The 26,944-nt window shown below is 37.4% G+C and carries 20 protein-coding genes; 18 read left to right on the forward strand and 2 right to left on the reverse strand.

The window, feature by feature from the left end; all coding sequences use genetic code 11:
* The first annotated feature begins 80 nt into the window (after nucleotides 1–80).
* From CCON33237_RS06865 to CCON33237_RS06940, 15 genes are all read left to right on the forward strand, one after another.
* Nucleotides 81–722, forward strand: a complete 642-nt coding sequence (locus tag CCON33237_RS06865) for an IMPACT family protein (RefSeq protein ID WP_054197420.1) — start codon at nucleotides 81–83, stop codon at nucleotides 720–722.
* A gap of 40 nt (nucleotides 723–762) precedes the next feature.
* Nucleotides 763–4,047, forward strand: a complete 3,285-nt coding sequence (locus tag CCON33237_RS06870) for an N-6 DNA methylase (RefSeq protein ID WP_054196958.1) — start codon at nucleotides 763–765, stop codon at nucleotides 4,045–4,047.
* Complete coding sequence (locus CCON33237_RS06875; RefSeq protein ID WP_054196959.1) at nucleotides 4,047–4,595, forward strand: restriction endonuclease subunit S; 549 nt, start codon at nucleotides 4,047–4,049, stop codon at nucleotides 4,593–4,595. Before CCON33237_RS06870 ends, CCON33237_RS06875 begins: the two co-directional genes overlap by 1 nt.
* 48 nt (nucleotides 4,596–4,643) lie before the next feature.
* Nucleotides 4,644–5,459: a prolipoprotein diacylglyceryl transferase gene (gene lgt / locus CCON33237_RS06880; protein WP_054196960.1), complete on the forward strand. Its 816-nt coding sequence runs from the start codon at nucleotides 4,644–4,646 to the stop codon at nucleotides 5,457–5,459.
* A 119-nt stretch (nucleotides 5,460–5,578) separates the two neighbouring features.
* Nucleotides 5,579–6,277, forward strand: coding sequence for a fumarate reductase cytochrome b subunit (locus CCON33237_RS06885; protein ID WP_054196961.1), 699 nt, complete (start codon nucleotides 5,579–5,581; stop codon nucleotides 6,275–6,277).
* Nucleotides 6,278–6,291: 14 nt separating this feature from the next.
* Nucleotides 6,292–8,310: a fumarate reductase flavoprotein subunit gene (locus tag CCON33237_RS06890; RefSeq protein ID WP_054196962.1), complete on the forward strand. Its 2,019-nt coding sequence runs from the start codon at nucleotides 6,292–6,294 to the stop codon at nucleotides 8,308–8,310.
* Complete coding sequence (locus tag CCON33237_RS06895; RefSeq protein ID WP_021091811.1) at nucleotides 8,303–9,022, forward strand: fumarate reductase iron-sulfur subunit; 720 nt, start codon at nucleotides 8,303–8,305, stop codon at nucleotides 9,020–9,022. The genes CCON33237_RS06890 and CCON33237_RS06895 overlap by 8 nt, the downstream gene beginning before the upstream one ends.
* A gap of 362 nt (nucleotides 9,023–9,384) precedes the next feature.
* Entirely contained in the window at nucleotides 9,385–10,158 is a 774-nt protein-coding gene (locus CCON33237_RS06905) for a restriction endonuclease (RefSeq protein ID WP_236842009.1), read from the forward strand.
* A 359-nt stretch (nucleotides 10,159–10,517) separates the two neighbouring features.
* Nucleotides 10,518–11,249: a phosphatidate cytidylyltransferase gene (locus tag CCON33237_RS06910; RefSeq protein ID WP_054196964.1), complete on the forward strand. Its 732-nt coding sequence runs from the start codon at nucleotides 10,518–10,520 to the stop codon at nucleotides 11,247–11,249.
* Nucleotides 11,231–12,340 carry a 1-deoxy-D-xylulose-5-phosphate reductoisomerase gene (gene dxr, locus CCON33237_RS06915; protein ID WP_081004448.1) on the forward strand — a complete coding sequence of 370 codons (1,110 nt, stop codon included), beginning with the start codon at nucleotides 11,231–11,233 and terminating at the stop codon, nucleotides 12,338–12,340. The genes CCON33237_RS06910 and dxr overlap by 19 nt, the downstream gene beginning before the upstream one ends.
* Nucleotides 12,327–13,562 (forward strand): uracil-xanthine permease family protein, encoded by a 1,236-nt coding sequence (locus tag CCON33237_RS06920; protein ID WP_054196965.1) that lies wholly within the window; start codon nucleotides 12,327–12,329, stop codon nucleotides 13,560–13,562. The genes dxr and CCON33237_RS06920 overlap by 14 nt, the downstream gene beginning before the upstream one ends.
* Nucleotides 13,562–14,854: a M99 family carboxypeptidase catalytic domain-containing protein gene (locus CCON33237_RS06925; RefSeq protein WP_054196966.1), complete on the forward strand. Its 1,293-nt coding sequence runs from the start codon at nucleotides 13,562–13,564 to the stop codon at nucleotides 14,852–14,854. The genes CCON33237_RS06920 and CCON33237_RS06925 overlap by 1 nt, the downstream gene beginning before the upstream one ends.
* Nucleotides 14,851–15,858: a tRNA (adenosine(37)-N6)-threonylcarbamoyltransferase complex transferase subunit TsaD gene (gene tsaD / locus CCON33237_RS06930; RefSeq protein WP_054196967.1), complete on the forward strand. Its 1,008-nt coding sequence runs from the start codon at nucleotides 14,851–14,853 to the stop codon at nucleotides 15,856–15,858. Before CCON33237_RS06925 ends, tsaD begins: the two co-directional genes overlap by 4 nt.
* Nucleotides 15,859–15,954: 96 nt before the next feature.
* The gene (locus CCON33237_RS06935) at nucleotides 15,955–18,042 is read left to right on the forward strand and encodes a dynamin family protein (RefSeq protein ID WP_054196968.1); all 2,088 of its coding nucleotides are present in this window, start codon (nucleotides 15,955–15,957) and stop codon (nucleotides 18,040–18,042) included.
* Nucleotides 18,035–19,867, forward strand: coding sequence for a dynamin family protein (locus tag CCON33237_RS06940; protein WP_054196969.1), 1,833 nt, complete (start codon nucleotides 18,035–18,037; stop codon nucleotides 19,865–19,867). The genes CCON33237_RS06935 and CCON33237_RS06940 overlap by 8 nt, the downstream gene beginning before the upstream one ends.
* A gap of 49 nt (nucleotides 19,868–19,916) precedes the next feature.
* Here the strand turns inward: CCON33237_RS06940 and CCON33237_RS06945 are convergent, their stop codons facing one another.
* Nucleotides 19,917–22,370 carry a molybdopterin-dependent oxidoreductase gene (locus CCON33237_RS06945; protein ID WP_054196970.1) on the reverse strand — a complete coding sequence of 818 codons (2,454 nt, stop codon included), beginning with the start codon at nucleotides 22,368–22,370 and terminating at the stop codon, nucleotides 19,917–19,919.
* A 161-nt stretch (nucleotides 22,371–22,531) separates the two neighbouring features.
* Here CCON33237_RS06945 and CCON33237_RS06950 point away from each other — a divergent pair, with 161 nt between their 5' ends.
* The 3 genes from CCON33237_RS06950 to CCON33237_RS06960 are packed head-to-tail and all read left to right on the forward strand — an operon-like array spanning nucleotide 22,532 to nucleotide 24,018.
* Nucleotides 22,532–22,825, forward strand: a complete 294-nt coding sequence (locus CCON33237_RS06950; protein WP_054197422.1) for a putative quinol monooxygenase — start codon at nucleotides 22,532–22,534, stop codon at nucleotides 22,823–22,825.
* Nucleotides 22,826–22,857: 32 nt separating this feature from the next.
* Nucleotides 22,858–23,079 carry a hypothetical protein gene (locus tag CCON33237_RS06955; protein WP_021091847.1) on the forward strand — a complete coding sequence of 74 codons (222 nt, stop codon included), beginning with the start codon at nucleotides 22,858–22,860 and terminating at the stop codon, nucleotides 23,077–23,079.
* A 51-nt stretch (nucleotides 23,080–23,130) separates the two neighbouring features.
* Nucleotides 23,131–24,018 carry a hypothetical protein gene (locus tag CCON33237_RS06960; protein WP_054196971.1) on the forward strand — a complete coding sequence of 296 codons (888 nt, stop codon included), beginning with the start codon at nucleotides 23,131–23,133 and terminating at the stop codon, nucleotides 24,016–24,018.
* Nucleotides 24,019–24,198: 180 nt separating this feature from the next.
* Here CCON33237_RS06960 and CCON33237_RS06965 read toward each other — a convergent pair whose 3' ends face one another.
* Complete coding sequence (locus CCON33237_RS06965; protein ID WP_054196972.1) at nucleotides 24,199–26,937, reverse strand: M16 family metallopeptidase; 2,739 nt, start codon at nucleotides 26,935–26,937, stop codon at nucleotides 24,199–24,201.
* Nucleotides 26,938–26,944 lie beyond the last annotated feature (7 nt).

The raw sequence follows: 26,944 nt of genomic DNA on the forward strand, positions 1-26,944 counted from the left end.
AATAATATAAATTTGTCTGAATTTACAAGGCTTTAATTAGCAAATTGATAAGATTTTTAAAATTTTTAAAAAGAGCAAATTTGCAGACGATTGATAGGATTTTTAAAGCACAGCTTGATATAAAAAAGTCAAATTTTTTAGCATTTTTGTGCCCGATAAGCGAATTTAAAAGTTTGCATGAACGCCTAAAAGAGGAGCATTTTAAGGCCGTTCATGTAGTTTGGGCAACAAGGGAGTTAAACAAATACGGACAAATAGTCGAGAATCAAAGCGACGATGGCGAGCCAAAGGGCACTAGCGGTCAGCCAAGCCTAAACGCACTAAGGGGCGCTGATCTTATAAATGTTGGCGTCTTGATAGTCAGGTATTTTGGCGGGATAAAGCTTGGCACTGGAGGGCTTGTTAGAGCCTACTCTGGGGCTGTAAATGAGGTGATAAATGAGGCCATAAAAGATGGTGGCGTGATGAAATTTGAGATAAAAGATGAGATCAAATTTTTTACGCCATTTTCATTAATGAGCCGCTTTGAGCACTATTTTGCCACTAAAAATTTAAGCGAGTTTGAAAGAGAATTTAATGACACTGGAGCGATCTGGAGCATAAATTTAAACGAGGCTGAGTTTGCCGAGCTGTTTAAATTTTGCAAAGAATTTGAAGCAACTGAGTTTAAATTTTTAGCCCTTGCGCTTAGTGGCAAGAGCTTATTCGCTCATCAAAGCTAAATCATTGTAAAATCGCAAAAATTAAACTAAGAGAGAAAAAATGATAACAAAAGAAAATTTAAAAGAGTTTCTGCAAAAACTAAATTTTATACCGGATAAAAGCGGTGAAGTTTTTACTAAAAATTATCAAAACGACAATATTCTAATAAATTTCAAATCTCAAAAAATTATCTATCCAAAAGAGCTTATTTGCGGCGATAAAACTAGCTCAAATTTCGATCATCCCGAAAATTTCGTAGTTTTAGAGTGTATAGATCGCCTTTTAACTAGCGGTTACGCACCCTCAAATTTAGAGATAGAGCGCAAATGGAAACTCGGTAGAGATCAGAAAAGCGGTAAAGCCGACATTATCGTAAAAGATAATCAAGGCTCCACATATATGATAATAGAATGCAAAACTTTTGGCATGGAGTATAAAAAAGAGCTATCCAAAATGATAGAAAACGGCGGTCAACTTTTTAGCTATTATCAGCAAGAAACATCTGCAAAGTTTTTGCTTCTTTATACGGCTGATTTTGATAGTAATATATCTAAAAACGAGTACTTTGCGATAGATTTAAGCGACGATGAAAAGATAAGTAAAAACACTGATAAAACCTATGAAAATGCTACGAATAATATAGAAAAATTTCAAGTTTGGCGAGATACTTATGAGTATGATGGCTTTAGCGTAGGCGTATTTGATAGTAAGCCGTTTAACATAAAACAAAATCAAAAAACATTGCGAAGTTTACAAGAGATTACTTTAAGCGACGTGGGTGGTAAATATAACGAATTTGCGACAATTATGCGAAAGCACAATATTAGTGGACGAGAAAACGCTTTTGACAAACTCTTAAATTTATTTCTTTGTAAGATTATCGATGAGTTAGAAAATCCAAATGAGCTTAAATTTAACTATCGCGGCAAAAGATATGACGATATTTACGCTTTTAGCGATAGGCTCCAGCAACTTTATCAAAAAGGTATGATGAAATTTTTACAAAAAGAGATCGCATACGTCTCGGACGAGCAAATTCAAGATGCTTTTAAATTTCTTCAAAAAGATCCCGACGAGACTAAAAAGACGATAGAAAAATATTTTAGAGAGCTTAAATTTTATACGAATAACGACTTTGCGTTTATAGAAGTTTATAATGAAGAGCTTTTTAAGAAAAATGTCAAAATTTTGACCGAAGTAGTAGAAATGTTTGAAAATATTCGTCTAACAAATAGCGAGCATAATCAATTTTTAGGCGATTTGTTTGAGGGCTTTTTGGATCAAGGCATCAAGCAAAGCGAAGGTCAGTTTTTTACTCCACTTCCTATCGTTAAATTTATTATTCAAAGCCTACCAATAGAGCAAATTTTAAAAGAAAACGAAGATGTTAGAGTGATTGATTATGCTTGCGGGGCGGGGCATTTTATAAACGAATACGCAAGCTTTATTAAGACTCATTATGTAAAAGATGCGGACGAGTTAAAGCGTTATCATAAAAATATTTACGGCGTAGAAAAAGAAAGCCGTTTGGGTAAAGTAAGTAAGGTTGCAAGCTTTATGTACGGGCAAGATTTAAACATTATAGATCAGGACGCGCTAGCCTATCATAAAGATATCGATAAAGGCAGTTTTAATGTCTTAATCGCAAATCCACCCTACTCAGTAAAAGGCTTTTTAACGACACTAAAAGATGATAAAAATTTTGATAAATACGAACTTAGCAAAGTAGTTGAAACTTTAGAAACCAATAATGCAATCGAGTGTTTTTTTGTGGAGAGGGCTGCCCAAATTTTAGATAAAGACGGCGTTTGTGGTATCGTTTTGCCAAGCTCGCTTATAAATAAAACTGGTAAAATTTACGAGAAAACGCGCGAAATTTTGTTAGGAAATTTCGAGATTATCGCCATTAGTGAATTCGGAAATAAAACATTCGGTAAAACTGGCACAAATACGGTTATTTTATTTTTACGACGCCTAGCAAACAAGCCGAACGCCTTAGTCCACGCCAAAAACCGTGCCGTTAGTGTTATAAACGACAGCAGCTTTTTAGCGCAATATAACGACAGGCTAAATTTAGGCGAATACTGCGAATTTATGGGCTACGACAAAAATAAATACAAAAAATTTATAACGCAAAAAGTGCTTTTGGAAAATGAAATTTTTAATGAATACGAAATAGCTTTTAAAAATTCAAGCGAATATAAAAGTATAATTAAAAAGAAAAATTTAAGCGAAAAAGAAAAAGAAGAGCAAATTTCTAATAAGATGATCGAGTTTATCAAAGGTATCGAAATAGATAAATTTAGCATTTTCCAACTTGTAAATTATCAAAATACACTAATAATAAAAGCTCCGAACGATAACGAAGAACAGAAAAAATTTCTGGGATATGATTGGAGTAATGCCAAAGGCAATGAAGGAATAAAGTATATAACGGATGTAGCTGCTAGTGGCGATGACGACGAAACGATAGAAAATATAAAAAAGATAAGTTCTATCAAAACCACTCTTTATGATCCTGCGGTTTTAGATAATCCCGAAAAATTAAATTTTATCATTCGAGAAGCTTTCGACGGAAAATTGAAACAATTTAATGAGAATTTAAAGCCGTATGCGAATTTGGTAAATTTACGTGATTGCATAGATTTTCGCCGTGCTAGTTTCGATAAGGCGATAAATTTAAGCGCAAAAAGTAAAGTTGAGATAACGAGTAAGTATCCGATGGTGAAGCTTGGGACTTTGCTTAATACAATAGAAACTGGCTCACGTCCAAATGGTGGAGTTGGTAATTTAAATGAAGGTGCGTTAAGCCTTGGTGGAGAGCATATCCATAATACAAACGGCATAATAAATTTGGTAAATCCAAAATTTGTAAGCATTGAGTATTATGAAAATAATCAAAAAGGCAGATTAAAACAAAATGATATTTTGCTTTGCAAAGATGGAGCATTAACTGGGAAAATTGCACTTTTAAGAGATGAGCTGAATAACAGAAGAGCTATGGTAAATGAGCATATTTTCATACTTCGAGCAGCCGATATAATTACTCAGAAATATATTTTTTATTTTTTATATTCTCCGTTGGGTCAACAAATTTTAAAACAAAATATTACCGGTGCAGCACAAGGCGGGCTAAATTCTACAAATTTAAAAAACATAAGAATTCCTTTTAGTAATAATAAAGAAAATAAAAAAGTGTTTCAAAAAATCGTAGCCGAATGTGAAAAGGTCGATAAAGAGTTTAAAACGATCCGTATGGAAATTGGCGAGCTAAAAGCTAAAATGAGCGAAATTTTTACAAAATTTGGCATAAGTTTTAACTCAAATGGGGGGGGTATGAGCTAATTTCTAATTTTTGCAATATTTTAATAGGTGGAACGCCCAAAAGGGATAATTCTGCATATTATGGCGGAGAAAATTTATGGCTAAGTATTTCAGAGATGAATTCAAACGTAATAACTGACACTAAAGAAAAAATTACAAATTTAGGGGTAAAGAACTCAAACGTTAAACTTATACCAGAAGGTACAACTCTTGTTAGCTTTAAACTAAGTATAGGAAAAACCGCCATTGCAGGAACTAATTTATATACAAATGAAGCAATAGCCGCCTTTGTTGTCAAGAAAGAGTTTAAGGATAAAATTTTGGATAAATTTATCTTTTGCTTATTTGATACAAAGTTTATAAAATTACAAAAAAATGGATTGAATGCTTTTGGTCAAAGCTTAAATTTAAAAGACTTAAATTTGATAAAAATCCCACTTCTGCCGCTTTCTATACAAAAGCAAATCGTAACAGATTTTGAAGTTTTAGAAAGCGAAATCTCGCAAAGAGAGCAAAAGTTAGCAAATTTGCAAGGCAAATACAATGAAATTTTAAATAGACATTTATAGTTTAAGCCTTTCCATTATAAAATCCATAAAAAAATAAAGTGAGATTCTATGGAAATTTGGAACGACATTTATAACCACTTTAACCCAGTCGCCTTTAGCGTCTTTGGCTTTAGCGTGCACTGGTATGGGCTTATGTATATCTTAGCCCTTGTTTTGGCACTTGCCATGGCAAAGTATCTCGTTAAAAAAGATAAAATCCCAATCTCAAATCAGCTTTTGGATAACTACTTTTTTTGGGTAGAGATAGGTGTCATTTTAGGCGCTAGACTTGGCTGGGTTTTAGTTTATTCAGGCGAAATAAGCTACTACTTGACGCAGCCTTGGCAAATTTTTAATCCATTTCATAACGGCGAGTTTATAGGAATTCGTGGTATGAGTTACCACGGAGCAGTAGTTGGCTTTTTGCTTGCAACCTATCTGTTTTGCAAAAGGTATAAACAAAATTTATGGCAGCTACTTGATCTTTGTGCCGTTTGCATACCTTTTGGCTATACGTTTGGCAGGATCGGAAATTTCTTAAATCAAGAGCTTTTTGGGCGAGTTACGGATGTGTCTTGGGCGATAAATGTTTTTGGGCAACCAAGACATCCTAGTCAGCTTTATGAGGCATTCTTAGAAGGTTTAGTTATTTTTATTATTTTATTTTTATATAGAAAATTTAAGAAATTTAATGGCGAGCTGATCGCGCTTTATGCTATTTTATACACTTTTGCAAGATTTATTTGCGAGTTTTTTAGAGAGCCTGATTCAGGGCTTGGATTTATTATTTTTAATCTTTCAATGGGTCAAATATTATCACTTATCATGTGTGGTTTTGGAATTTTTATTTATGCCATGCTTTATAAAAAATTTTCAAAGCTCTAATATAAGTGTTTAAAAAATATTAAAGTAAAAATCTGCTAGCATTAGCTTTATCAATTAATACTAATATTTAAATTAGTATTAAGAAATGATAATTTATTTCAAATTTCTTAGGAGGGCTCATGACCGGGCTTATAGAAGGTTTTTTGGGAAAACGGTCGGACGACAAAAAAAGTCGCACTCCAGCCGCTTGGGATAGATGGCAAAGTATTACAGGGTTTATTTTGGCCTGTTTTATATTGTGCCATATGGTTTTTACTTCTACCATACTATTTGGTAAAGACGCATTTAACGCTGTCGTAGGGTTTGCGGAGGCTAAATTTTTATTCGGCGAGGCTACATGGTGGATCACTAACGTTATTGCCGCGGTAATATTTGCCATTTTTATCGCTCATGCATTTTTAGCTATGAGAAAATTTCCAGCAAACTACAGACAATATCTAATATTTAGAGGCCACAAAGACCGCATGAAGCACCTTGATACTACGCTTTGGTGGTTTCAGTTTTTAACCGGTTTTGCTCTATTTTTCGCAGCCAGCGCACACTTAGTGGATATAGTCTTTGGTGGACATATTACTGCAGATAAATCAGCGGCTGCATTTCATCAACTAGAAATTTTCTACTTCGCACTACTTGTTTTTATGGTCGTTCACGCTAGTATCGGTATGTACCGCTTGTATGTCAAATGGATAAGCATTGATGGTGCAAATAAGCACGAAATGTTTGCCAAAAGAAATAAGGCAAAAACAATTGTATTTGCCGTTTATGGCATACTTGCTATAATTGCGCTAATCGCCGATTTCGTGTGGATCAGCCATTAAAAAGGAGCTAGAAGATGAATGTAAAATATTATGATGCATTAGTTATCGGAGGTGGTCTAGCTGGTCTTAGAGCTGCTGTGGCTGCTGGAGAAAAGGGCTTAAGCACCGTCGTTTTAAGCCTAATACCTGTAAAACGCTCGCACTCTGCAGCTGCGCAAGGCGGCATGCAAGCCTCTTTGGGAAATTCAAAAATGAGCGAAGGCGACAACGAGGACGTGCACTTTGCCGACACGGTAAAAGGTAGCGACTGGGGCTGCGATCAGCAAGTTGCACGTATGTTTTGTCAAACTGCGCCTAAGGCGATCCGCGAGCTAGCCGCTTGGGGCGTGCCTTGGACTCGTATAACAAAAGGTGAGAGAAGCGCTATCATCAACGCTCAAAAAACGACTATCGTAGAAAAAGAAGAGGTCCACGGACTCATCCACTCTCGCGACTTTGGCGGAACTAAAAAATGGAGAACATGCTTTACGGCCGACGCCACCGGACACACTATGCTTTTTGCTGTTGCAAACGAAGCGCTAAAACACAATGTAGAAATTCACGACCGCAAAGAGGCGATCGCTTTGATACACCAAAATAACCGCTGTTACGGCGCGATCGTTCGTGACCTAGTTAATGGCGAGATCACAGCTTATGTTTCAAAAGGCACACTTATAGCAACTGGCGGTTATGGTAGAGTTTATAAACACACTACAAACGCTGTTGTTTGCGAGGGTATCGGCGCTGCGATCGCACTTGAGACTGGCGTAGCTCAGCTTGGCAATATGGAAGCTGTTCAGTTTCACCCAACTCCGATCGTCCCATCTGGCATTCTTTTAACAGAAGGTTGCCGCGGTGATGGTGGAATTTTACGTGACGTTGATGGATACCGCTTTATGCCTGATTATGAACCAGAGAAAAAAGAGCTAGCTAGCCGTGACGTCGTTAGCCGCCGTATCATGGAGCACATCCGTGCAGGCAAAGGTGTGCCTAGCCCTTATGGCTATCACGTTTGGCTTGATATCTCTATCCTTGGACGCGAGCATATCGAGAAAAATTTACGCGACGTTCAAGAAATTTGCGAGATATTTAACGGTATCGACCCTGCCGACACCGAAGTATATACCGACGAAAACGGTCGCCAACGCGGTAAAGGCTGGGCACCGATCCTACCTATGCAGCACTACTCTATGGGCGGTATAAAAACTAAGCCTACAGGCGAGAGCCCGACGCTAGCGGGTCTATTTAGCGCCGGCGAGGCTGCGTGCTGGGATATGCACGGATTTAACCGCCTAGGCGGCAACTCCGTTTCAGAAACTGTCGTCGCGGGCATGATCGTGGGCGATTATTTTGCCGACTACTGCGGTAAGCACGAGATTGAGATAAATACCGCTGATATCGAAAAATTCGTTAAAAAAGAGGAAGACTACCTAAAGAGCCTAGTCGAAAAAGAGGGCAAATTTAACGTATTTGAGATCAAAAACAAGATGAAAGACATCATGTGGGAGCATGTGGCGATCTTTAGAACTGGCGAAGGTCTAGCCGTAGCGGTAAAAGAGCTAGAAGAGCTTTATAAACAATCTTTGGACGTCAAAGTCGCAAACAAGGCGCTATTTGGCAACCCTGAGCTTGAGGAAGCCTACCGCGTACCAAAGATGCTAAAACTGGCCCTTTGTATCGCGAAAGGCGCGCTTGATCGCACCGAGAGCCGAGGAGCGCACTGCCGCGAAGACTATCCGAAACGCGACGACCTAAACTGGCTAAATAGAACTCTAACTAGCTGGAAAGAGGGCGATACGCTACCGACTATCGTGTATGAGCCGCTTGATATTATGAAAATGGAGATGCCACCAGCATTTAGAGGCTATGGTGCGAAAGGTAATATTATTGAGCATCCAGATAGTGCCATCCGCCAAAAAGAGGTTGATGAAATTCGTGAGAAAATGCAAGCTGAAGGTAAGAGCAGACAAGAAATTCAAGAAGCGCTAATGCACTACGAGCTTCAGCCTAAATATAAAGCACCAAACGAAAGAGCAGGAATAGGATATGAGTAGAAAAATAACCATAAAAGCATTTAAATATAATCCGTTAAGTAAAATTTCAAAGCCGCATTTTGCGACCTACGAGCTAGAAGAGACTGATGGTATGACATTGTTTATCGCGTTAAATATGATTCGCGAGAAATTTGACCCAGATCTTAGCTTTGACTTTGTTTGTCGTGCTGGAATTTGTGGAAGTTGTGGCATGCTTGTAAATGGTAAGCCAAGATTAGCTTGTAGAACTCTTACTAAAGATTTTGAAAGCGGAGTAATTGAGCTTATGCCTTTGCCAGTATTTAAGTTACTAAAAGACTTAAGCGTAGACACCGGCAACTGGATGAATGCGATGAGTAGGCGTGTGGAGAGCTGGATACACACAGATCACGAGACCGATATCTCTAAGCTTGAGGAAAAGGTTGAACCTGAAGTAGCGCAGGAAGTATTTGAGCTTGATCGCTGCATCGAGTGCGGTATCTGCGTGGCTGCATGCGGTACAGCTATCATGAGACCTGATTTCATCGGTGCGGTAGGACTTAACCGCGTAGCTAGATTTAAAATCGATGCGCTAGATAAACGAACCGACGAGGACTTTTACGAGCTTATCGGCGACGATGACGGCGTGTTTGGCTGTATGACTTTGCTAGGTTGTGAAGACAACTGCCCTAAACACTTACCACTTCAAAGTCGCATAGCTTATATGCGTAGAAAAATGGCTGCTATAAAGTAGAAAAGGGGCTGTAAAAGCCCCAAATTTACTTCTAAATTTATTAAAAAAGACTACAAATAGATACCAAAAGGCATAAAAAGATATCAATAGATATAAATAAGAAAAATAAAAATATCAAAAATGGGATTGATAAAAGTGCGCCCATTATATAACCAAGTGGAAATGCGATAAATATAAAGACGATTCCAACACCAGAAACAAAACAAAAAATTAGCGCAAATATCGTAGCAAAGGTATTTACAAATAAGCTACTATTTTCTAAAAGAAAATTTGTTAGGCCAAGACTTCTCATTTTTTGATTATAGCTTTTAAGCCAAAAAATTTATATAATTTCAAAAATTTGCTTCATTTAAGGATATAGAATGTTACCAAGCTATAAAGATATGATGCTACCTATTTTAGAATTTGTTGCGCAAAGGAAAGAGGCAAATAGAGCTGAAATTTCTAAATTTATAATTGAATATTTCAAATTATCAGATGATGAAATTTTACAAAAAATAAAAAGTGGAACTTTTACATATATAAGCAGGACGGGCTGGGCTTTATCCTATCTGGCTACAACAGCTCAAGTAAAATCAAAGCCAGAAAAAGTGCCGCTTCAAAAAGTTGGCAGAAGTCTATTTGCCATAACAAATTTTGGCAAAGAGCTAGTAAGTAGCAAGGATAAAAAGAGCAAATTTCTCTCTTGGTACGATGAAATTTACAAGCAAGAGATAAGTCAAGAGGAAAAAGAGGCTACAGAAAATACCCCAGATGACAATATAGATGAAGCGCTTTGCAAGATAAAAGAAGAGCTAAAGAGTGAAATTTTATCTAGCATTTTAGAAAAAGAGCCAAGATTTTTTGAATACCTTGTAACAAAGCTACTTGAAAAGATGAATTATGGAGCTGGAAATCTCACAAACAAAGGCCCGGACGGCGGGATAGATGGCATCATAGACGAAGATGAACTTGGACTTTCTAAAATTTATATCCAAGCAAAAAGATACAAAGACGGCAGTAATATCCGTAGGCCAGAAATTCAGCAGTTTATCGGCGCCATTTCAAATAAAAATACTAAAAAAGGCGTCTTTATCACTACGGCAAAATTTACCAAAGAAGCTGAAAATTTCGCCAAAGATAATCAAAAATTTTAGTGTGGTTTTGATAGATGGCGACAAGCTTGCAGAGCTAATGATAAAATACAAAGTCGGCGTTCAAACAAGCCAAATATATGAAATTTGCAAAATCGACACCGACTTTTTTGAGGAAAATAATTTTTAAAATTTTAAGCCATAAAGCACTACTGCGTATATTTATTGCAAGTTGCTGCTTGGGATCATTTCAGTCTTGCTTTATTTGTGTATTTAAAAGGCAAATTTAAATCTTTACTAACGCCAAAATAGTCCAAATTTACCAGCTTAAAATGCTTTTTAAATCAAATTTTACTCTTATAAACGCCGTCTAAAATTTAAGTGTTATAATTACAGCGAAATAACGATTTTAAGGAGAGGATATGCAATCTCGCATAATCACTGGCGTTTTGATGTTTGTTGCTATTTTAGTAGTTTTTTTTATTGATAATTATATTTTAAATTTTATCTTGCTCGGCGCTGTGCTTTATTTTGCATTTAATGAGTCGCTCAAGCTTTATAATATCGATCACAAACAGCTAGTTTTTGCCACACTTGCTTTTTACGTGCTTACATATTTTACAAATCCAATATTCATAGCGATCCTTGCTATCATGCTAGTTGCTTCGATCCTGGCTCACATAAAAAGTGAAAATTTAAAGCTAGTCGCACCTTTTGTATATCCGACCACGCCGATCTTTATGATGTGGATGCTTTACTCAGAGTATGGCGTAGGCTATCTTGTATGGCTTATTTTAAGCGTAGTTGCAAGCGATAGTGGTGCATTTTTTATTGGCAAAATGTTTGGCAAACATCCACTTAGCCCAAGCTCACCAAACAAAACAATAGAAGGCGCAGCAGGCGGCGTAGCAATAGGCACTGTGATTGGTTGCATCGTTGGAAATTTTGTCACCGAAGGATTTTTCCAAATTTTATTCTCAAGCTTTTTGGTCTGCGTGTTTGCAGTTTGGGGAGATCTGTTTGAGAGTTACTTAAAAAGACTTTGCGGCGTCAAAGATAGTGGTTCGCTCTTCCCAGGACACGGTGGCATGCTTGATAGGATAGATGGCTATTTATTTGGCGTAGTTGCCCTACTTTGGTCGCTCTCGTGGTAATACTTGGCTCAACTGGTTCAATCGGTAAAAACGCCCTTAATCTTTGCGAAAAATTTGGCGTAGAGGTTGAGGCGTTAAGTTGCGCTAAAAATGTAGATTTGCTAAATGAGCAAATCTTAAAATTTAAACCAAAATTTGTCTGCGTAGGCGATGAAAAGCTAGCTAAAAATGTAAAAAACATAGAAGCTAAAAATATATTTTTTGGTGAGGCTGGACTGCTAGAAATGCTAGAAATTTCAAGCTCAAAAAAGGTGATAAACGCCCTTGTTGGCTTTGCCGGTCTTGCTCCTAGTCTAAAGACACAAGCTCTTGGCAAAAGGCTTGCGCTTGCAAACAAAGAGAGCCTTGTTGTTGGCGGCAAATTTCTAAAGACTAGAGAAATTTTACCAATAGACAGCGAGCATTTTGGGCTTAAATTTCTACTTGAAAATAAAACTGCACCAAAAAGACTCATCATCACAGCAAGTGGCGGCGCATTTTATAAAAAGCCGATCAAATTTCTAAAAGACGCCACACCAAGTGATGCTTTGAAGCATCCAAACTGGGATATGGGCGCAAAGATCACTATTGATAGTGCGACGATGGCAAATAAGCTTTTTGAGGTGATGGAAGCTTACTGGCTTTATGGCATCAAGGAGATCGAGGCTGTGATAGAGCCAACTTCTGCGATACATGCCGTAGTTGAATTTATAGACGGCTCAAGCACGATGCACCTCTCGCGACCTAACATGAAACTAGCTATCGCTCATGCTATGTTTGAAAATATCAATGAAAATATTGTCTCACACGCAAATTTACTTGATCTAAAAAATATAAAATTTCATAAAATCAGCCTTAAAAAATATCCCATTTTTTCGCTAAAAGATGAGGTCCTAGCAAACCCTGATCTAGGTGTAGTGATAAATGCTGCAAATGAGGTTGGAGTGTTTAGCTTTTTAGAGAAAAAATGCTCGTTTTTGGATATCTCAAGGCTCGTTTTAAGCTCTGTTAAAAATTTTAGAAATATTAAAATTTCAAATATTGATGAAATTTTTGAAGCTGATAAAGAAGTTAGAAATTACGCAAAAAGGATGTTAAATGCAAAGGTATGAGGGTTATAAATTTGATCCCAAGCAAAGCTTAATCGGCGTTCAGTTTTTATTTGTCGCCTTTGGTGCACTGGTATTAGTGCCGATACTTACGGGACTAGATGCAAATGTAGCTCTCTTTACAGCCGGTCTTGGCACGCTACTTTTTCAGCTAATCACTAGAAAAAATGTTCCGCCTATTTTTTTAGCAAGCTCCTTTGCTTTTATCGCGCCACTTCAGTACGGTATCGAAAAATGGGGCATAGCCGTGACGATGGGGGGCGTTATATTTGCTGGATTTTTCTACGTTGTTTTAAGCCTCGTGGTCCGATTTGGCGGAGAGAAAATTTTGCATAAAATTTTGCCTCCAGTTGTCGTTGGGCCGGTCATCATGACAATAGGCCTAATCCTTGCTCCAAATGCCGTCAAAATGGCAATATCAGCCACTGAAATTTATACACAAAATGAGGCGATGATCGTCGCTGGCATTTCGCTAGTGGCTACTATTTTAGTGATGATGCTTGGACGTGGCATGTTTAGGCTTATACCTATTTTGCTTGGTATTATCACCGGATACATCGTAGCTTACTGCTTTGGCATGGTTGATTTTACCCCTATCTTTAATGCACCTTGGTTTAGAATGCCAAATTTCACTACACCAAAATTTGAGTTTGAAGCGATAATTTATATGATACCTATTGCTATCGCTCCAGCGATCGAACATATAGGCGATATGCTTGCTATATCAAATGTCACAAAAGAGGATTTTCTAAAAAATCCAGGCCTTAAAAATACGCTCCTTGGAGATGGACTTGCTACTTCGCTTGCTGCTTTTTTTGGTGGCCCGCCAAACACTACATACTCAGAGGTCACAGGCGCAGTTAGCCTTACAAAGGCTTATAATCCAGCGATTATGACCTTTGCAGCGATCACTGCCATCGTGCTAGCTTTTGTTGGCAAGCTAGGAGCTGTACTCTCAACTATCCCAGCCCCAGTCATCGGTGGTATCATGCTGCTACTTTTTGGCATCATCGCAAGCGTTGGTATGGAGACGCTTATAAAAAATAAAGTCGATCTTGCAGACCCTAGAAACATGATAATCGTAGCCCTCATCTTCATCTTTGCCATCGGCGGCATGGTGCTTGACCTTGGTGCGGTGAAATTTTCAGGTATAGGGCTTGGCGCGGTTACTGGCATAGTTTTAAATTTGCTTTTACCAAAGACAAAGCATTACGAAGGATATTAATGCGTAAATTTTTACTTTTTTTACTAACCTTTGCCACTGCTAGTTTAGCTAATACTTTAGACTATGTGCTCATCAAAAAAGGTGAACCAAGCGAAAACACGATGTTGTTAATCGGCGGTATTCAAGGCGATGAGCCGGGTGGATTTTTGGCAGCCTCTATCGTGGCAACTGACTATAACATCACAAAAGGCTCGCTTTGGGTCGTGCCAAATTTAAATTTCCCAAGCATAATCGAGCGAAGTCGTGGCACAAAAGGCGATATGAATAGAAAATTTGCCCATGTTGATAAAAACGATCCTGATTACAACTCAGTAATGAAGATAAAAGATGTCATCACCGATAAAAACGTCACGCTCATCTTAAATTTACACGATGGAAGCGGATATTACAGAGATAAATTTATAAACAAAGATGAAAATCCAGATAAATGGGGCAATACTTGCATCATTGATCAAAGCACACTTCCTGGTTCAAAATACCCAGAGCTTGAAAACATTGCTTCAAGCGTAAAAGACGTGCTAAACAAGCATCTAATAGATCAAAAACACCAGTATCACATCAAAAACACGCACACTGCGATGGGTGATAAAGAGATGCTAAAAAGCCTAACTTACTATGCTATCACGCAAAATAAATCAGCCTTTGCAAACGAAGCTAGTAAAAATTTAAACGCTGAGCAAAGGACTTATTACCATCTAATCGCTATTGAAGAATATATGAAAAAGGCTGGCATTAGCTTTACTAGGCCGTTTAATCTTGATGTTAAAAGCGTAAAAAAGGCGATCGAAAAAGAGATCAGACTCGAGCTTGAAAATTCATACGCGATAAGTCTTAAAAATCTAAAACCTTTAATAAATTTTGTCCCACTTAAAAAAGGTGAGTTAAACTATAGCTCACCAAATCCGCTAATAGCCGTCATAAAAGAAAATGGTAGCTTCAAAGTGCAGTACGGCAACCGCTTTGTTACTAGATTAAAACCACAATATTTTGAGTTTACAAAGCCACTTGAGGAAATTTTACTAATAAGTGACGGCAGCGAGCTTGCATTAAAAAGTGGCGATAAATTTAGCGTGAAAAAGAGCTTTAAAATAAAATCACTCAAAAACGTGCGCGTAAATGTCATAGGATACGGCACAAAAAGCATAGATGAGAGCGAGCAAGAAGTAACTAAAAATAGCCTAAATAAAAGCTATAGCATCGATAAAGACGGCAAAATTTATAGAGTCGAGTTTTATAAAAACGAAGATGGCAAAGAGAAATTTGCTGGCATGATCTTAGCGGAGTTTAAATGATACTTGGTATCGAAAGTAGCTGCGATGATAGCTCGGTCGCACTAATAGATGAACGCACTTTAGAGAAAATTTATTATAAAAAAATTTCTCAAGAGGAGGAGCACGCTATCTTTGGTGGCGTGGTTCCTGAGCTTGCAGCTAGGCTTCATACAAAGGCACTGCCAGCACTTTTAGAGGATATCTTGCCAAATTTTAAAGAAATAAAAGCGATCGCTGTAACAAATGAGCCGGGTCTTAGTGTGAGCCTAATAGGTGGCGTCAGCATGGCAAAAGCATTAAGCGTTGCTCTTAATATCCCGCTAATTGCCGTAAATCATTTAGTTGGTCACATCTACTCACTATTTTTAGATTGCGAAGCCACCTTTCCACTTGGCGTCCTGCTAGTAAGTGGTGGGCATACGATGATCCTAGAGATTGACGAAAATGGTGAAATCACTGAGCTAGCAAGCACTAGCGATGATAGCTTTGGTGAGAGCTTTGACAAGGTTGCTAAAATGCTTGATCTTGGCTATCCAGGCGGTGCCGTAGTTCAGCAAAATGCCCTACTTTGCAAAGACAAAGAGAGGTTTCATTTTACCATTCCACTTCTTCACGATAAACGTCTTGAATATAGTTTTTCAGGGCTTAAAAACCAAGTCAGAGTTGAAATTTCAAAGCTAGAAAATATCACACAAAAGGATATCGCTGACATCTGCTACGCATTTGAAAATACAGCCTGTGAGCACATTTTAAACAAGCTTGAAAAGGTCTTTTGTTTAAGAAATTTCAAGCGTTTTGGCGTAGTTGGCGGCGCAAGTGCAAATCTAAATTTACGAAAAAGACTTGAAACGCTTTGCCAAAAAAATGAGTGCGAGCTTTTACTAGCTCCACTTGAGTTTTGCTCTGATAACGCACTGATGATAGCAAGAGCTGGACGTGAGAAGTACTTAAAAGGCGAGTTTGTAAACCATAGCGAGCTAAATATAAATCCAAGAGTTAGCTTTAAAAAGCTTGAGTTAAATTAAACTTTTTAAAAAATATAAAATTTTGCGCCTAAATCTTGATAGCTTCGTAAGTAAAAACGTAATAAAATCTAAAAAATTTCAAAAAAAGAATCTTTAATGGACAAGTTTTTAAATCACGCTTGGCATTTAAATAAAATTTACGCCAATACCGATGCGAGCGTGCCTTTTTACCCAGATCTACTGGCGCTTCTTTTATCTTGTGATGAGAAAAATTTAGATGAGTTTATGGCTCTTGCCGAGTTTAGAACTATCTTAAAAAAGTTAGGCGTTGGACTTGATATCTTTAGCATACAAAGTGCACAGCTAGCCACACTAAAAGCACTAAATGAGGCAAAAATTTCAAGTGATGAACTCATAACCCGCTTACAAAAGCTACGTGATGAAAAGATAATTAGCCATGAAAAATTTGATTTTTTAATAAAATTTATAAGCAAAAACTCAAATCAAAATAAGGCTGAAAATTCTAATGTAAAGCCAAAAGATCATTTTCACAAGAGCTTGGATTTTCTAAACGAGATAAATGAAAAAGCAAGCATGCTTGATGAAGATAAAGAATTTTTACTAGCTTTGAAAAATGCCAAGAAAAGATCAAATGAAACGCTTTTTAATATCGCAGTAAGCGGTATCATAAACTCTGGCAAATCAACGCTTTTAAATGCGCTTTTAAATAAATTCATCCTTGGCACTTCAAATGTGCCTGAGACCATAAATTTAACCATCTTAAAGCACGCATCAAATAGCCATGCAAAGGTAAATTTTTATAGCCCAGACGAGCTAGAAAAGCTTGGACTTTCAAGCAAAAATTTACTAGCTAATAGCGTAGAGATCAGCCTAGATGAGATAAAAAACTATACATCTTCAAGCTCAAAAACGGCAAATCTCGTAAAAAGCGTTGAGCTTTATGATGACTTGGAGCTTTTAAGAGATAATGTCTGCATTATAGACACTCCGGGCATAGATGATGCGATCGTTTTAAGAGAGCAAATAACTACAAATTTTATGAAAGAGTGCGACCTTTTAGCACATCTCATGAATGCTTCGCAAAGTGCAACGCAAAAAGACGCACTATTTTTGAAAAAATGCCTTGAAAACTCGCACATCGTAAGAGTTGCTATCGTGCTAACTCACGCTGACGAGTTAGACGCAAAGGGTATTAATGAAACTCTTAACTACGTAAAAAAGGCGATCGGCGAGCAGATAAATGATATCAAGATAGATTATTTTGCCCTTAGTGCAAAGGCTTATCTTGATGGCGCTTTAAATAGTGGCGTGCCGGAGTTTAAAGAGTATCTTTATGATGTGCTTTTTGGTAAAGACTCTAAAAAATCAGCTCTAATTTTAAACTCATATCAAAAAGAATTGCAAAATATTTTAAAAACAAAACTAGAAGCCACAAAGGCTGAAATTTTAGAGCTTAAAGCATTTGGTTTAGAGCTAGAAGCTTTGCAAAACGAGCAAGCAAATATCAAAAATTCTCTTAATGAAAATTTCACAAAACTTGAAAGGCTTTTAGAAAGCGAGCTAAAAAAACTCGATGATAAAAATGCAAAAGATATCTATAAAATGGGTCTTGAAGCATTACTTCAAAATCTAAATGAAAAGATTAAGAGCGAGATCACTTACTGCAAAAATAAAAGAGAAAATTTAAATCTAAAACGTCTTACACAAATAGCAAAAACTACACTTTGTGACGGAGTTGCGGCACTCATGAGAGAGGCTAGAAATGAAACTTTGGTGCAGATAAAGTCATGCGAGCAAAATATCGCTTTAAGTTTTGATGGCTTTAAGGTGAGTGAAAATAAAATTTTTAGTATAAATGACTTTTTAAAGCAAATGGGCGTAGAGCTTGATTTTAGCGAGCTTTTAGATGAGCTTGAAGCTAAAATTTTAAGCAAAAATGAGCCAGATGAGGCGCTTTTAAGTTTAAGACAAAATTTACTTAACAATAAAAGCATATCGCAGTTTTGTGAGATGCTAGCAGAACATGAAAAAAAGCTGTTAAAAGAGCGAGTAAAGGTTTATGAAATGAGTCAAAAAGAGGCTTTGAACCAAAGACTTTTAGTTCTCAATAAAAAACTTAATGAACTAAATTTACAAAATCAAAGCTCAATTTCAAAGCTTAAACAAAAAACTTCCTTGCAAGATGAATTTTACTCACTTTTAGAGGATATAAAAAATGTTTAATGAGTTTATAAATGCCTACAAAGCGAGATACTTTAAGGTTTTTACAAATGATTTTAGGGGCGAACTAGCTAGGTTTGTAAATGATCTAAACGATCCTAGCTTGCATATAAGCGATCAGATAAAAGAGAGCTTAAATTTACTAATAGACACTCTAAATGAACCACCGCTAATAGCTGTTATCGGTCAATTTTCAAGTGGAAAATCAACATTTTTAAACGCACTGCTTGGCCAAGATGTCTTGCCATCAGGACTAACCCCAGTCACCGCAAAGGCTGTGAGGCTAAAATTTGCAAAGATGCCACTTCTAAGCGTGAAATTTATAAACGGTAGCGAAAGCCTGCTAGCAAGTAGCGATCTAGCCGAGCTAAATAAGTTAGGCGAGCAAGTTTCTAGTATGACGCTTTATGCGCCAAGTGAAATTTTAAAAGAGATAAATTTCATCGATACTCCTGGCCTAAACTCGCTAAGAGATGCTGACACAAAAGAGACAAAAAATACGCTAAAAAAGGTTAGTGGTGCAATATGGCTAAGCCTTGCAAATAATGCCGCAAAGGCAAGCGAGCTTGAAAGTATCAAAGAAATTTTAAAAGCCAATGATCTAAAAGCGATCTGCCTAATCAACCAAAAAGACAAGCTAAGTGAGGAAGAGCTTGAAAGTTTGCTAAAGCACGCTGGGCAAACTTATGGCGAGCTTTTTGAGGATATCATCGCTATCTCATCAAAGCAAGCACTCCTTGGCATCACAAATAATGACAAAAGCCTACTTGAAGCTTCAAATTTTAACGAAGCTCTAAAGGCTATTAAAGAGTGCTTTTTAGACAAGAGCTTTAAAGAAAATTTCATAAAAGCAAGGGCAAAAAAGATCGTAAAACTCCTAACTAACGAGCAAGAAAAACATCTAGAAATTTATGATAATGCGCGGTTTATTTTAGATGAATTTAGTGGCTCATTAGATGGGAGGCTGGAGGCGATAAAAGAGGAGTTTAAACCAAAGATCGCTTTAAGATATAGTCAAATGAGTGAAGTCATAAAACTTGCTGCCAATGAAGTATTTAAGCTACTTAAGCCTTTTTCAAAGACGAAATTTAACGCTTCAAAGACGCTTTTAAATAAAGAAATTTACAAGCGTGAAAATTTTGAGGTAATAAGTCTTGATAGCGACGAAGTCTTTTCAAAACTTATCTACGAAGATGTGGTTTTTAATAAATTTTTTAAACGCTACAAAAAAGATCTAAAAGAGCTAGAAAATGCAATAACTTCAGCATTTAATGAGCTTTATAAAAATTTAGAGGATAAATTTTTAATATACAAATCTCGCTATGAAAATTACGCTAGCTTTGATGATCAAGCCTTGGCTTACGAAACAAAATCCATAAATACCTATGCCGGACGGACATATGAAGATTTTTTAAGAGAGTATGAAACGGCTAAATTTAAGGCTATACAAAAGGTCTCTTTGTTTTTTGAAAAGCTTGATATAAAGCTAGCCTCAAACTATGAAAACGCGCTCAAACTCGCGGTTTATTTTATAAAACAAAAGATAGAAAAGACGCTAGAGTCGCATCTGCAGATGAATACGCCACTTTATATTCCAAGTGCAAAAGACGTCTATGAGCGTATGCTTGATGCGTTTAGCCTTTATGAGTTTGAAGCTTTAATGTGCTCAAATAGCTCGTTTTTAAATAAAATTTTGCTTGATATAAAAAGCGATTTTAATGAAATTTATACTTTAAAAATAGCAATGCTTGATGGCTTAAAAGCAAGAGTTAAAGAGCAAATTTCAAAGATTGAAGAGCTTTGTGAAAATTCATTGTTATTAAGATAAATAAAATTTTTAAAGCTTAGAAGCTATCCATTTAAGGATAGCTTTTATTTTATGCGTGCATTACACCGATCTTTGGTATGTCAAATGCAGTCACGCGTTTTGGTACGCCTTTAAATTTTTCAATCTCGACAAGACTTGTATGAGCAGTGTTGCTCTGGCTCATCTTGCTTGATGGCACGTCTTTTGTGAGTACATTTAAATTTCCGTGCAAGCAAAGGCTCTTTTCACCCGGTTTTTCAGGGTCATACCACGCACCTTCGCTTACTATCACGACGTTTTGTGGCACGTCCTCGGTCACAAAGGCACCGCACAAGATTTCGCCCCTATCGTTAAACACACGCACCACATCGCCCATCTTTATCCCTCTAGCCTCGGCTGTTTTTGGATTTATAAGCACTGGCTCGCGCTCTGCGATCTCGTTAAAGTTGCGAAGCACGGAGTTATTTAGCTGTGAGTGAAGCCTAAATTTAGAGTGCGCACCGCTAATTGCGATAGGGTATTTTTTATTTTTTGCACCCAGCCACTCAAATGGCTCAAGCCAAGCTGCATGCGGTGGGCAGTCATCATAGCCAAAGCCAGCGACCGTTTCAGAGTAAATTTCTATCTTGCCAGATGGCGTTTTTAACGGATTTGCCACTGGATCGTCGCGGAATTTCTTGTAGTTTGTAAAGTAGCGTTTTTTCTCATCGATCTTGTCAAATCTAAAATATCCCTTCTCCCAAAATTCCTCAAAGCTAGGCATGCTCTCATACCCAAGCTCAGCAGCCTTTTTAACGGCATCTTCATATATTGTATTGACCCACTCTAGCTCACTTTTACCCTCGCTAAATGCCTCTTCCCTGCCCCACTCTTTGGCGATCAGCCTTGCGATCTCGAAGTCACTTTTACTCTCGCCAAATGGCTTAACTAGTGGCTTTATCGCAAATAGATACTCGCTTGTAGAGTTTGCCATCTCGATGTCTGTTCGCTCGTACTCAAGCGCAGCTGGCAAGACGATGTCGCTAAATTTAGCTGTACTTGTCCAAAACGGCTCGCAAGTGATGATAGCATTAACGTTTCGCATAGCTTTTATCGCTCTATTTGCGTCAGGATGCCTTGTGAAAGTCGAGCCATTTGCGTTAAACATCACTCTAATCTTTGGCAGTTTATAGCTCTTGCCATTTCTTGTTATCTCCTTGCCTGGCTTAAGGAGTGCGTCTATTAGCCTTGAGTTTGGCATGTCATAGCCCTTTGTTTTTGGTACCAGCCCACTATCAATAAATTTTTGAGGTACCTTCGTCTCAAACGCCACTAGTTTAGGCGCTATGAAGCTCTCATCAGCATTTTTGTGCATGCCGTCATTTGTGACAAAGCCACAACCCTCTTTGCCGATGTGTCCAAGCATCGCATTTAGTGTCACAAGCGCCCAGTATGCCATCTCACCGTTATCTTGTCTTTGAATGGCATAGCCACTAATTATCACTGAGTCATTTTTGGCTAGATCCTCGCTAAATTTCGCAAGATCTTGCTCGCTAACGCCACAAATTTTGCTTGCCCAAGCTAGGTTTTTATTGACCCCGTCTTTTGTGCCAAGCATGTACTCTTTAAATTTATCAAAGCCAACTGTGTATTTTTCTATAAATTCTTTGCTGTAAAGATCTTTTTCAAAAAGGTAGTTACACATACCTATCATCATCGCCGTATCGGTGCAAGGCACGACTTCAAGGTATTTTGAGTCAAAGTATTTTGCGCTATCGTTGTGATAAACATCGACGCTATAAATTTTCATCTCGCCACTCTCGCCTTTTTTTCTGATCTCATCGTAGTATTTATATGAGTTGTGAAGCGGCACGCCAATGGCGATCTTGTTTGAAACGACTGGGTTTGTGCCCCAAAATACGATCGTTTTGGCGTTTTTTAAGATAGCCTCCCACTTTGTTGGCGCTAGCGCAGGATCGACGAAGCCAGTGACGTGAGGCATGATGACAGTCGCTGCGCCGTATGAGTAACCACCTAGCTCATTTACGTAGCCACCAAGCACGTTAAGTAGCCTTTTTGCGGTCTTTTGGCTATGTCCTACTTTGCCAAGGCTACCCCACTGATAAACCTGTCCGTAGATCGCTTCAGCACCGTATTTATCAAAATTTTCTTTTAAAATTTTTGCGCTTAGCTTTATAGCCTCGTCCCAGCTCACACGCACAAATTCTTCTTTACCACGAAGCTCTGGCTTTGGGTTGTTTGGATTGGCTAAAAAGCTCTTTCTAACAAATGGATATTTTACTCTGCTCTCGTTTTGGATGTAGTCAATAACTGCGTTATTTAGCTCGTTTGGATAAGCATCGCCCTCAAATGGCACGGTCTCAACCACGCGTCCTGCGATAGTTCTTACGTAAAATGGGCCAAATTTATTTGCACTTAGTCCGCTTTGTTTGTCAAATAACGCTTGCTCTGCGCTTCCAAGCTCTTTTGCTTGAAGGCTAGCCGCGCCTAATGCACTCAATCTTAAAAAGTCTCGTCTTTTCATTTTCTCTCCGATTTTGGTTAAATTTATTGTTTTTGGTTGGTTTTAGAAATTATAAATTTAGGGTTTTGTATCATTTCATCGTTTAAAGGCCTTGTAATGTAATGCGCAAACTTGCGTCTAAATTGCGCTATTTTAGCCAAAAATTTTTAAAGGATGGGCAGATGATTGGATTTTATGTAAATGTAAAGTTAAAAGCTGGATGTGAGGCGAAATTTGAAGAAATTTTAAAAGAGATCGTGCCAGCTTCAAGAAAAGACAAAGGCTGCATAAGCTACGAGTGCGGCATGGTTGTGGGCGGTAAAAACGAATACTGTTTTATGGAAATTTGGGAAGATCTTGCAAGCCAAAAAGAGCATATGAAAAGCGCTCATATGGTGAAAAACGCAGCCGCACTGGAGGCTTGCAAAGAGAGCCAAGAGGTAAAAATAGTAAATTTTGTGAGCGTAAAGGAATAATATTTGCTTTAAAAAGGGCAAAATCCACAAAAATGAGCGAAGAAAAAATGCTTGAGATGATAAATGCGACTGCTGATATTATATTTATGGCCGTACTTAGGGGACGAGTGAGCTTTGAGGCTTGCAAAAAAGATAGGGAATTTATCGACTCTTTAAGAGAAGAGCTACTTGGCAAAAATCCAAATAAATTTAAAATCGCACAAAACTCATACCAAATGATCGCCATTTTTGAAAAATACCGCAATAAAAAATAATTCCACTTAAAATTTAAATCCATTTGCCGATATAGTGTTAAAGGATTTGACATGATAAACGCACTAAATGGATTTAACCAAAGCTTTAGCTATCAAGACGCTTTTAGTAAGCGTCAAGCCACAAGCACAAATTTAAATAAAGTAGAAATTCCCACCAAAACTGCGGACATCAAGCATCTACCGCTCTCTGGCTACTCATCAAATGACAAAATTTCTATCTGGGGCAAGATAAATGGCCTTGATAGCGGAGCGAGCAAAGATGAAATCTCTAGCCTTAAAAATTTCGTTGATAGCACGAAGCTTTGGCGAGCAAGCTACATTCTAACTAGCGAGAAAAACGGCTTTAGCGTAGATGAGTTCATCAAAAATCACAAAATGAGCATAAACAATAAAATAATCAATAATGCTTTTGGTGCTCTTTATCTAAGCCGTGAGGCTACAAATTTACTAGACTCTGATCTAAGTATCGATGAGTTTAAAGATAAATGGCTGGAATTTACCGCCGAAAGGATACTTGGCGAGCACGCAAATGTGAAAATTTCTTTTAAAGACGGGGCTTTACATTACGAACAAAGCTCGGATAAAAAACGTATAGAATTCTTAGGTCAGCCTATGTTACACCGTGTAAGCTACGCTGATAAAAACAGCAAAGATGAGTTTTTGAAATTTCTAAAAACAAGCTATGAAAAGGGCGAGAGCATCGCTGATGTGCTTCAAAATATCGCTCTTACGCCAGTTAGAGAAAATGGCGATGAAGAGATAGAAGAAGAGAAATTTAAGCCTATGCAAGTTACCAAAAAGAGCGTAACTTACACGGATAAAGATATAAAACGTGAGTTTTTTGAGGAATTTATTAGGAGCGAGGTCGAAAATGGAGCGAGCTTTGATGATCTAGTGCAAAAGCTAAACAAGCTAAAGCCAAAGGACATTCTCGCTTAGCTTTGGCTTAGGGTTTAAATTTTAAGGCTGGCTTAGTTCGTAAATTTTATACTCAGGATTAAATTTCTGGAGGCTATTAGCTCTCTAAATTTCTGCTTATGTTTAAATTTAAAAAGCTAGCTTGACCTCTCAAATTTCTACTTAGTCTTAAATTTTAAAAAGCCAGCTGCCCTCAAAATTTTACTTCGGATTATTTATGCTTATCACCATATTTTTATCATCAAGATATAGCTTAGCTGCCTCTTTGATGTCCTCATTTGTGATGGCTTTTACCGCACTTATGTACTCATCAGCCGTATAAAGTGGCGTGTTAAAAATTTTATTTGAGATGATGAGCTTTTGCCAAAACTCAGGCTTTTCATAATCTTTTTTTATAGAAATTTCACTCTGTGCTTTAAAATCCTCCAAATGCTTTGGCAAAATCGCGCCACTACGCTTGATACTAGCTATTATCTCCTTTATCTCAGCGATGATCTTGTCCGTGTTTGCAGGATCGCAAGTAAAGCTAATTAGCATATCTAAATGCTCAAAAGGATAGCGTGAGAGCTTGGCATTTAGGCTAAAGCCGTATGTTTGGCCCTTATCTTCTCTGATCTTTTCTCGAAGCGCCGTTTTTAAAATTTCACTTAATGCCCTTAGTTTAATCGCTCCTTCAAAGCTATATTTAGCGTCAGAATTTATGATATTTATGCCAACATCGCTTCTTTTTGTGCTTTGATACTCCCTTTTAAAGGTGTGCTGACCATTGATACTTCGCACGCCATCGTCTTTAAACTCTTCAGCCTCGCCAAGCTTTGGCAGAGTGGCGATATACTTTTTAACAAGCGGAAAAAGCCTCTCTTCGTCGGTGTCGCCGATGATTACAAAAGTATATGAGGCTACATTTGTAAATTTATTTTTGATGATCTCTTTTAGCTCATTTAGTTTTAGCGCATCGATCTGAGCCATCTCAAGCGGCGCGACACGTTTATTGTTTTCATAAAAAAACTTGCTAAATTCGGTGCTAAATTTATATTCAGGTAAATTTTGCTCTTTAGCTAGTTCATCTTTTGCTCTTTGCTTTATCCTCTCAAGCACGTGTGAGTCGGCTCTTGGAGCGTTAAATTCTAAATTTATAATAGCTAGCAGCGAGCTAAGATCGCTTGTGCTTGATGAGCCATAAAATCCTTGTGTAAGACCCTCGATATTCTTTTCATAGCTTACGATCTTTCCATTTAGTGTCTTTGAGAGCTCATAGTTATTAAATTTGCCAACGCCGCTTTCATTTGTGAGCGCTACTGCAAAGCTACCAAGCTTTGGATCAGCCAAATTTGATGTGCCTCCTTTGCTGACGGCTGCAAACAAAACGCTATCTTTTTTAGTAGCTAGTGGCTTAAAGATAACTTGCGAGCCATTTTGCATTTTGTAGGTATAAATTCCATTTTTTTCATCAAAGCTTCTTGAGCTTATCTCTTTTGGCTCTAAATTTTCATTGCCTAGGCTCTTATCGTTGTTATTAGCAGATAGGCTTGTGTTATAAGCAGGTGCCTTGGCAAAAAGCTTTAAAAACTCATCTTTGCTAAGCTTATAACCATCTTTGCTAAAAATTCTTACACGCTCATCAGAAATGGCCAAAATTTGCCTAAATCTAGCATTCACGTCAGCTAGCGTAATCTCGTTTAATAGCTTTAAACTGAGCTCTTTGTCGTCTTCATCGCTTAACACAAAGCCACCATTTTCTATCATATTTAAAATTTGTCCTGCGTAAGCACTTGATTTTTTAGTCTTTGAGCGTTTAAATTTTGCATCTACATTTGCCACAAACGCCTTTTTTACATCTTCAAAATCATCTTTATTAAAGCCAAACTCTTTAATGCCTTTTATAACGCCAAGCATATCTTTAAGGCTTGCGTTAAAATCGCCTCCAAGTACATTTGTTTCAAAACTATAAATTTTCTGCTTTGCTTGAAGTGTTTGAGCTATAAAATCAGTGCTTAAATTTGATGAATTATTTGCATTTTTTTGCTCATAAAGCATATTTATCAGGCTTGCGATAAGTGCGTCTTCTAGATTTCTCTTTGCGTCAGCCTCATTTAAAACTGGGCTAAATTTATCAAAATAGCTAAGTCTAATTAGCTCCATTCCAGTTTCATTCGAGTCATAGTTAAAAATATTTAAACCACTTTTAAAGCTGATATTTTTTTCTGGATGAATGTAAGAATTTGTATTTTTTGCTTGGCTAAAGCTTTTTTCGATTAAGCTTTTTATCTCATTTTTATCAAAGTCGCCAACGACTACAAAGCTCATAAATCTTGGCTGATAAAGCCTCTCGTAAAATTCTTGCATATGCTTAGCATCTACGCTTTTGATGACGTTCATATCGCCTATTGGCACTCTTTTTAGATAGATGCTGCCCTCAAAAATATCCTTTGTTTGAGCCAAATAAAGCCTATATCCTGGCGTATTTCTCTGACGCTCCTCTTCTATTATGACTCCACGCTCTTTATCAAGCTCCTTAGGATCAATTTTAACGCCATCTATCCAATTCGAAAAGACCTTAAATGTATCTTGTAAATTTTTCTCATTTACATTAATCGTTAAGACATAGCTCGTCTGATCGTAGCTCGTCTGCGCGTTTAGATCGGCTCCAAATTTTACACCAAGACTCTCAAGCTGTTTAATGAGCTCATTTTTGCTAAAGTCGCGGCTGCCATTAAATGCCATGTGCTCCAAAAAGTGAGCAAGACCTTGCTCGCCATCTTTTTCATCAGTTGAACCAGAATTTATAACAAGATAAAAAATAGCTGTTTTTTGTGGAAATTTATTCTCTTTGATATAGTATTTTAGCCCGTTTTTTAGCTCTCCATTTAACATATCTTTATCGTTTTGAAGCGCAAAAAGACCCATTGCTAGACAAAAAAGCAACAAAATTTTTCTCATTATTTTC

It is taken from the genome of Campylobacter concisus, assembly GCF_001298465.1.
Taxonomy (GTDB): Bacteria; Campylobacterota; Campylobacteria; order Campylobacterales; family Campylobacteraceae; genus Campylobacter_A; species Campylobacter_A concisus.

Bases quoted from the DNA above. Each gene is read 5' to 3' on its own strand.
- CCON33237_RS06945 (WP_054196970.1), bottom strand. From the start codon at position 22,370: ATGAAAAGACGAGACTTTTTAAGATTGAGTGCATTAGGCGCGGCTAGC.
- CCON33237_RS06940 (WP_054196969.1), top strand. From the start codon at position 18,035: ATGTTTAATGAGTTTATAAATGCCTACAAAGCGAGATACTTTAAGGTT.
- CCON33237_RS06960 (WP_054196971.1), top strand. From the start codon at position 23,131: ATGATAAACGCACTAAATGGATTTAACCAAAGCTTTAGCTATCAAGAC.
- CCON33237_RS06925 (WP_054196966.1), top strand. From the start codon at position 13,562: ATGCGTAAATTTTTACTTTTTTTACTAACCTTTGCCACTGCTAGTTTA.
- CCON33237_RS06965 (WP_054196972.1), bottom strand. From the start codon at position 26,937: ATGAGAAAAATTTTGTTGCTTTTTTGTCTAGCAATGGGTCTTTTTGCG.
- CCON33237_RS06955 (WP_021091847.1), top strand. From the start codon at position 22,858: ATGAGCGAAGAAAAAATGCTTGAGATGATAAATGCGACTGCTGATATT.
- lgt (WP_054196960.1), top strand. From the start codon at position 4,644: ATGGAAATTTGGAACGACATTTATAACCACTTTAACCCAGTCGCCTTT.
- CCON33237_RS06895 (WP_021091811.1), top strand. From the start codon at position 8,303: ATGAGTAGAAAAATAACCATAAAAGCATTTAAATATAATCCGTTAAGT.
- CCON33237_RS06890 (WP_054196962.1), top strand. From the start codon at position 6,292: ATGAATGTAAAATATTATGATGCATTAGTTATCGGAGGTGGTCTAGCT.
- CCON33237_RS06950 (WP_054197422.1), top strand. From the start codon at position 22,532: ATGATTGGATTTTATGTAAATGTAAAGTTAAAAGCTGGATGTGAGGCG.
- CCON33237_RS06910 (WP_054196964.1), top strand. From the start codon at position 10,518: ATGCAATCTCGCATAATCACTGGCGTTTTGATGTTTGTTGCTATTTTA.
- CCON33237_RS06935 (WP_054196968.1), top strand. From the start codon at position 15,955: ATGGACAAGTTTTTAAATCACGCTTGGCATTTAAATAAAATTTACGCC.
- CCON33237_RS06885 (WP_054196961.1), top strand. From the start codon at position 5,579: ATGACCGGGCTTATAGAAGGTTTTTTGGGAAAACGGTCGGACGACAAA.
- CCON33237_RS06905 (WP_236842009.1), top strand. From the start codon at position 9,385: ATGTTACCAAGCTATAAAGATATGATGCTACCTATTTTAGAATTTGTT.
- tsaD (WP_054196967.1), top strand. From the start codon at position 14,851: ATGATACTTGGTATCGAAAGTAGCTGCGATGATAGCTCGGTCGCACTA.
- CCON33237_RS06920 (WP_054196965.1), top strand. From the start codon at position 12,327: ATGCAAAGGTATGAGGGTTATAAATTTGATCCCAAGCAAAGCTTAATC.
- CCON33237_RS06870 (WP_054196958.1), top strand. From the start codon at position 763: ATGATAACAAAAGAAAATTTAAAAGAGTTTCTGCAAAAACTAAATTTT.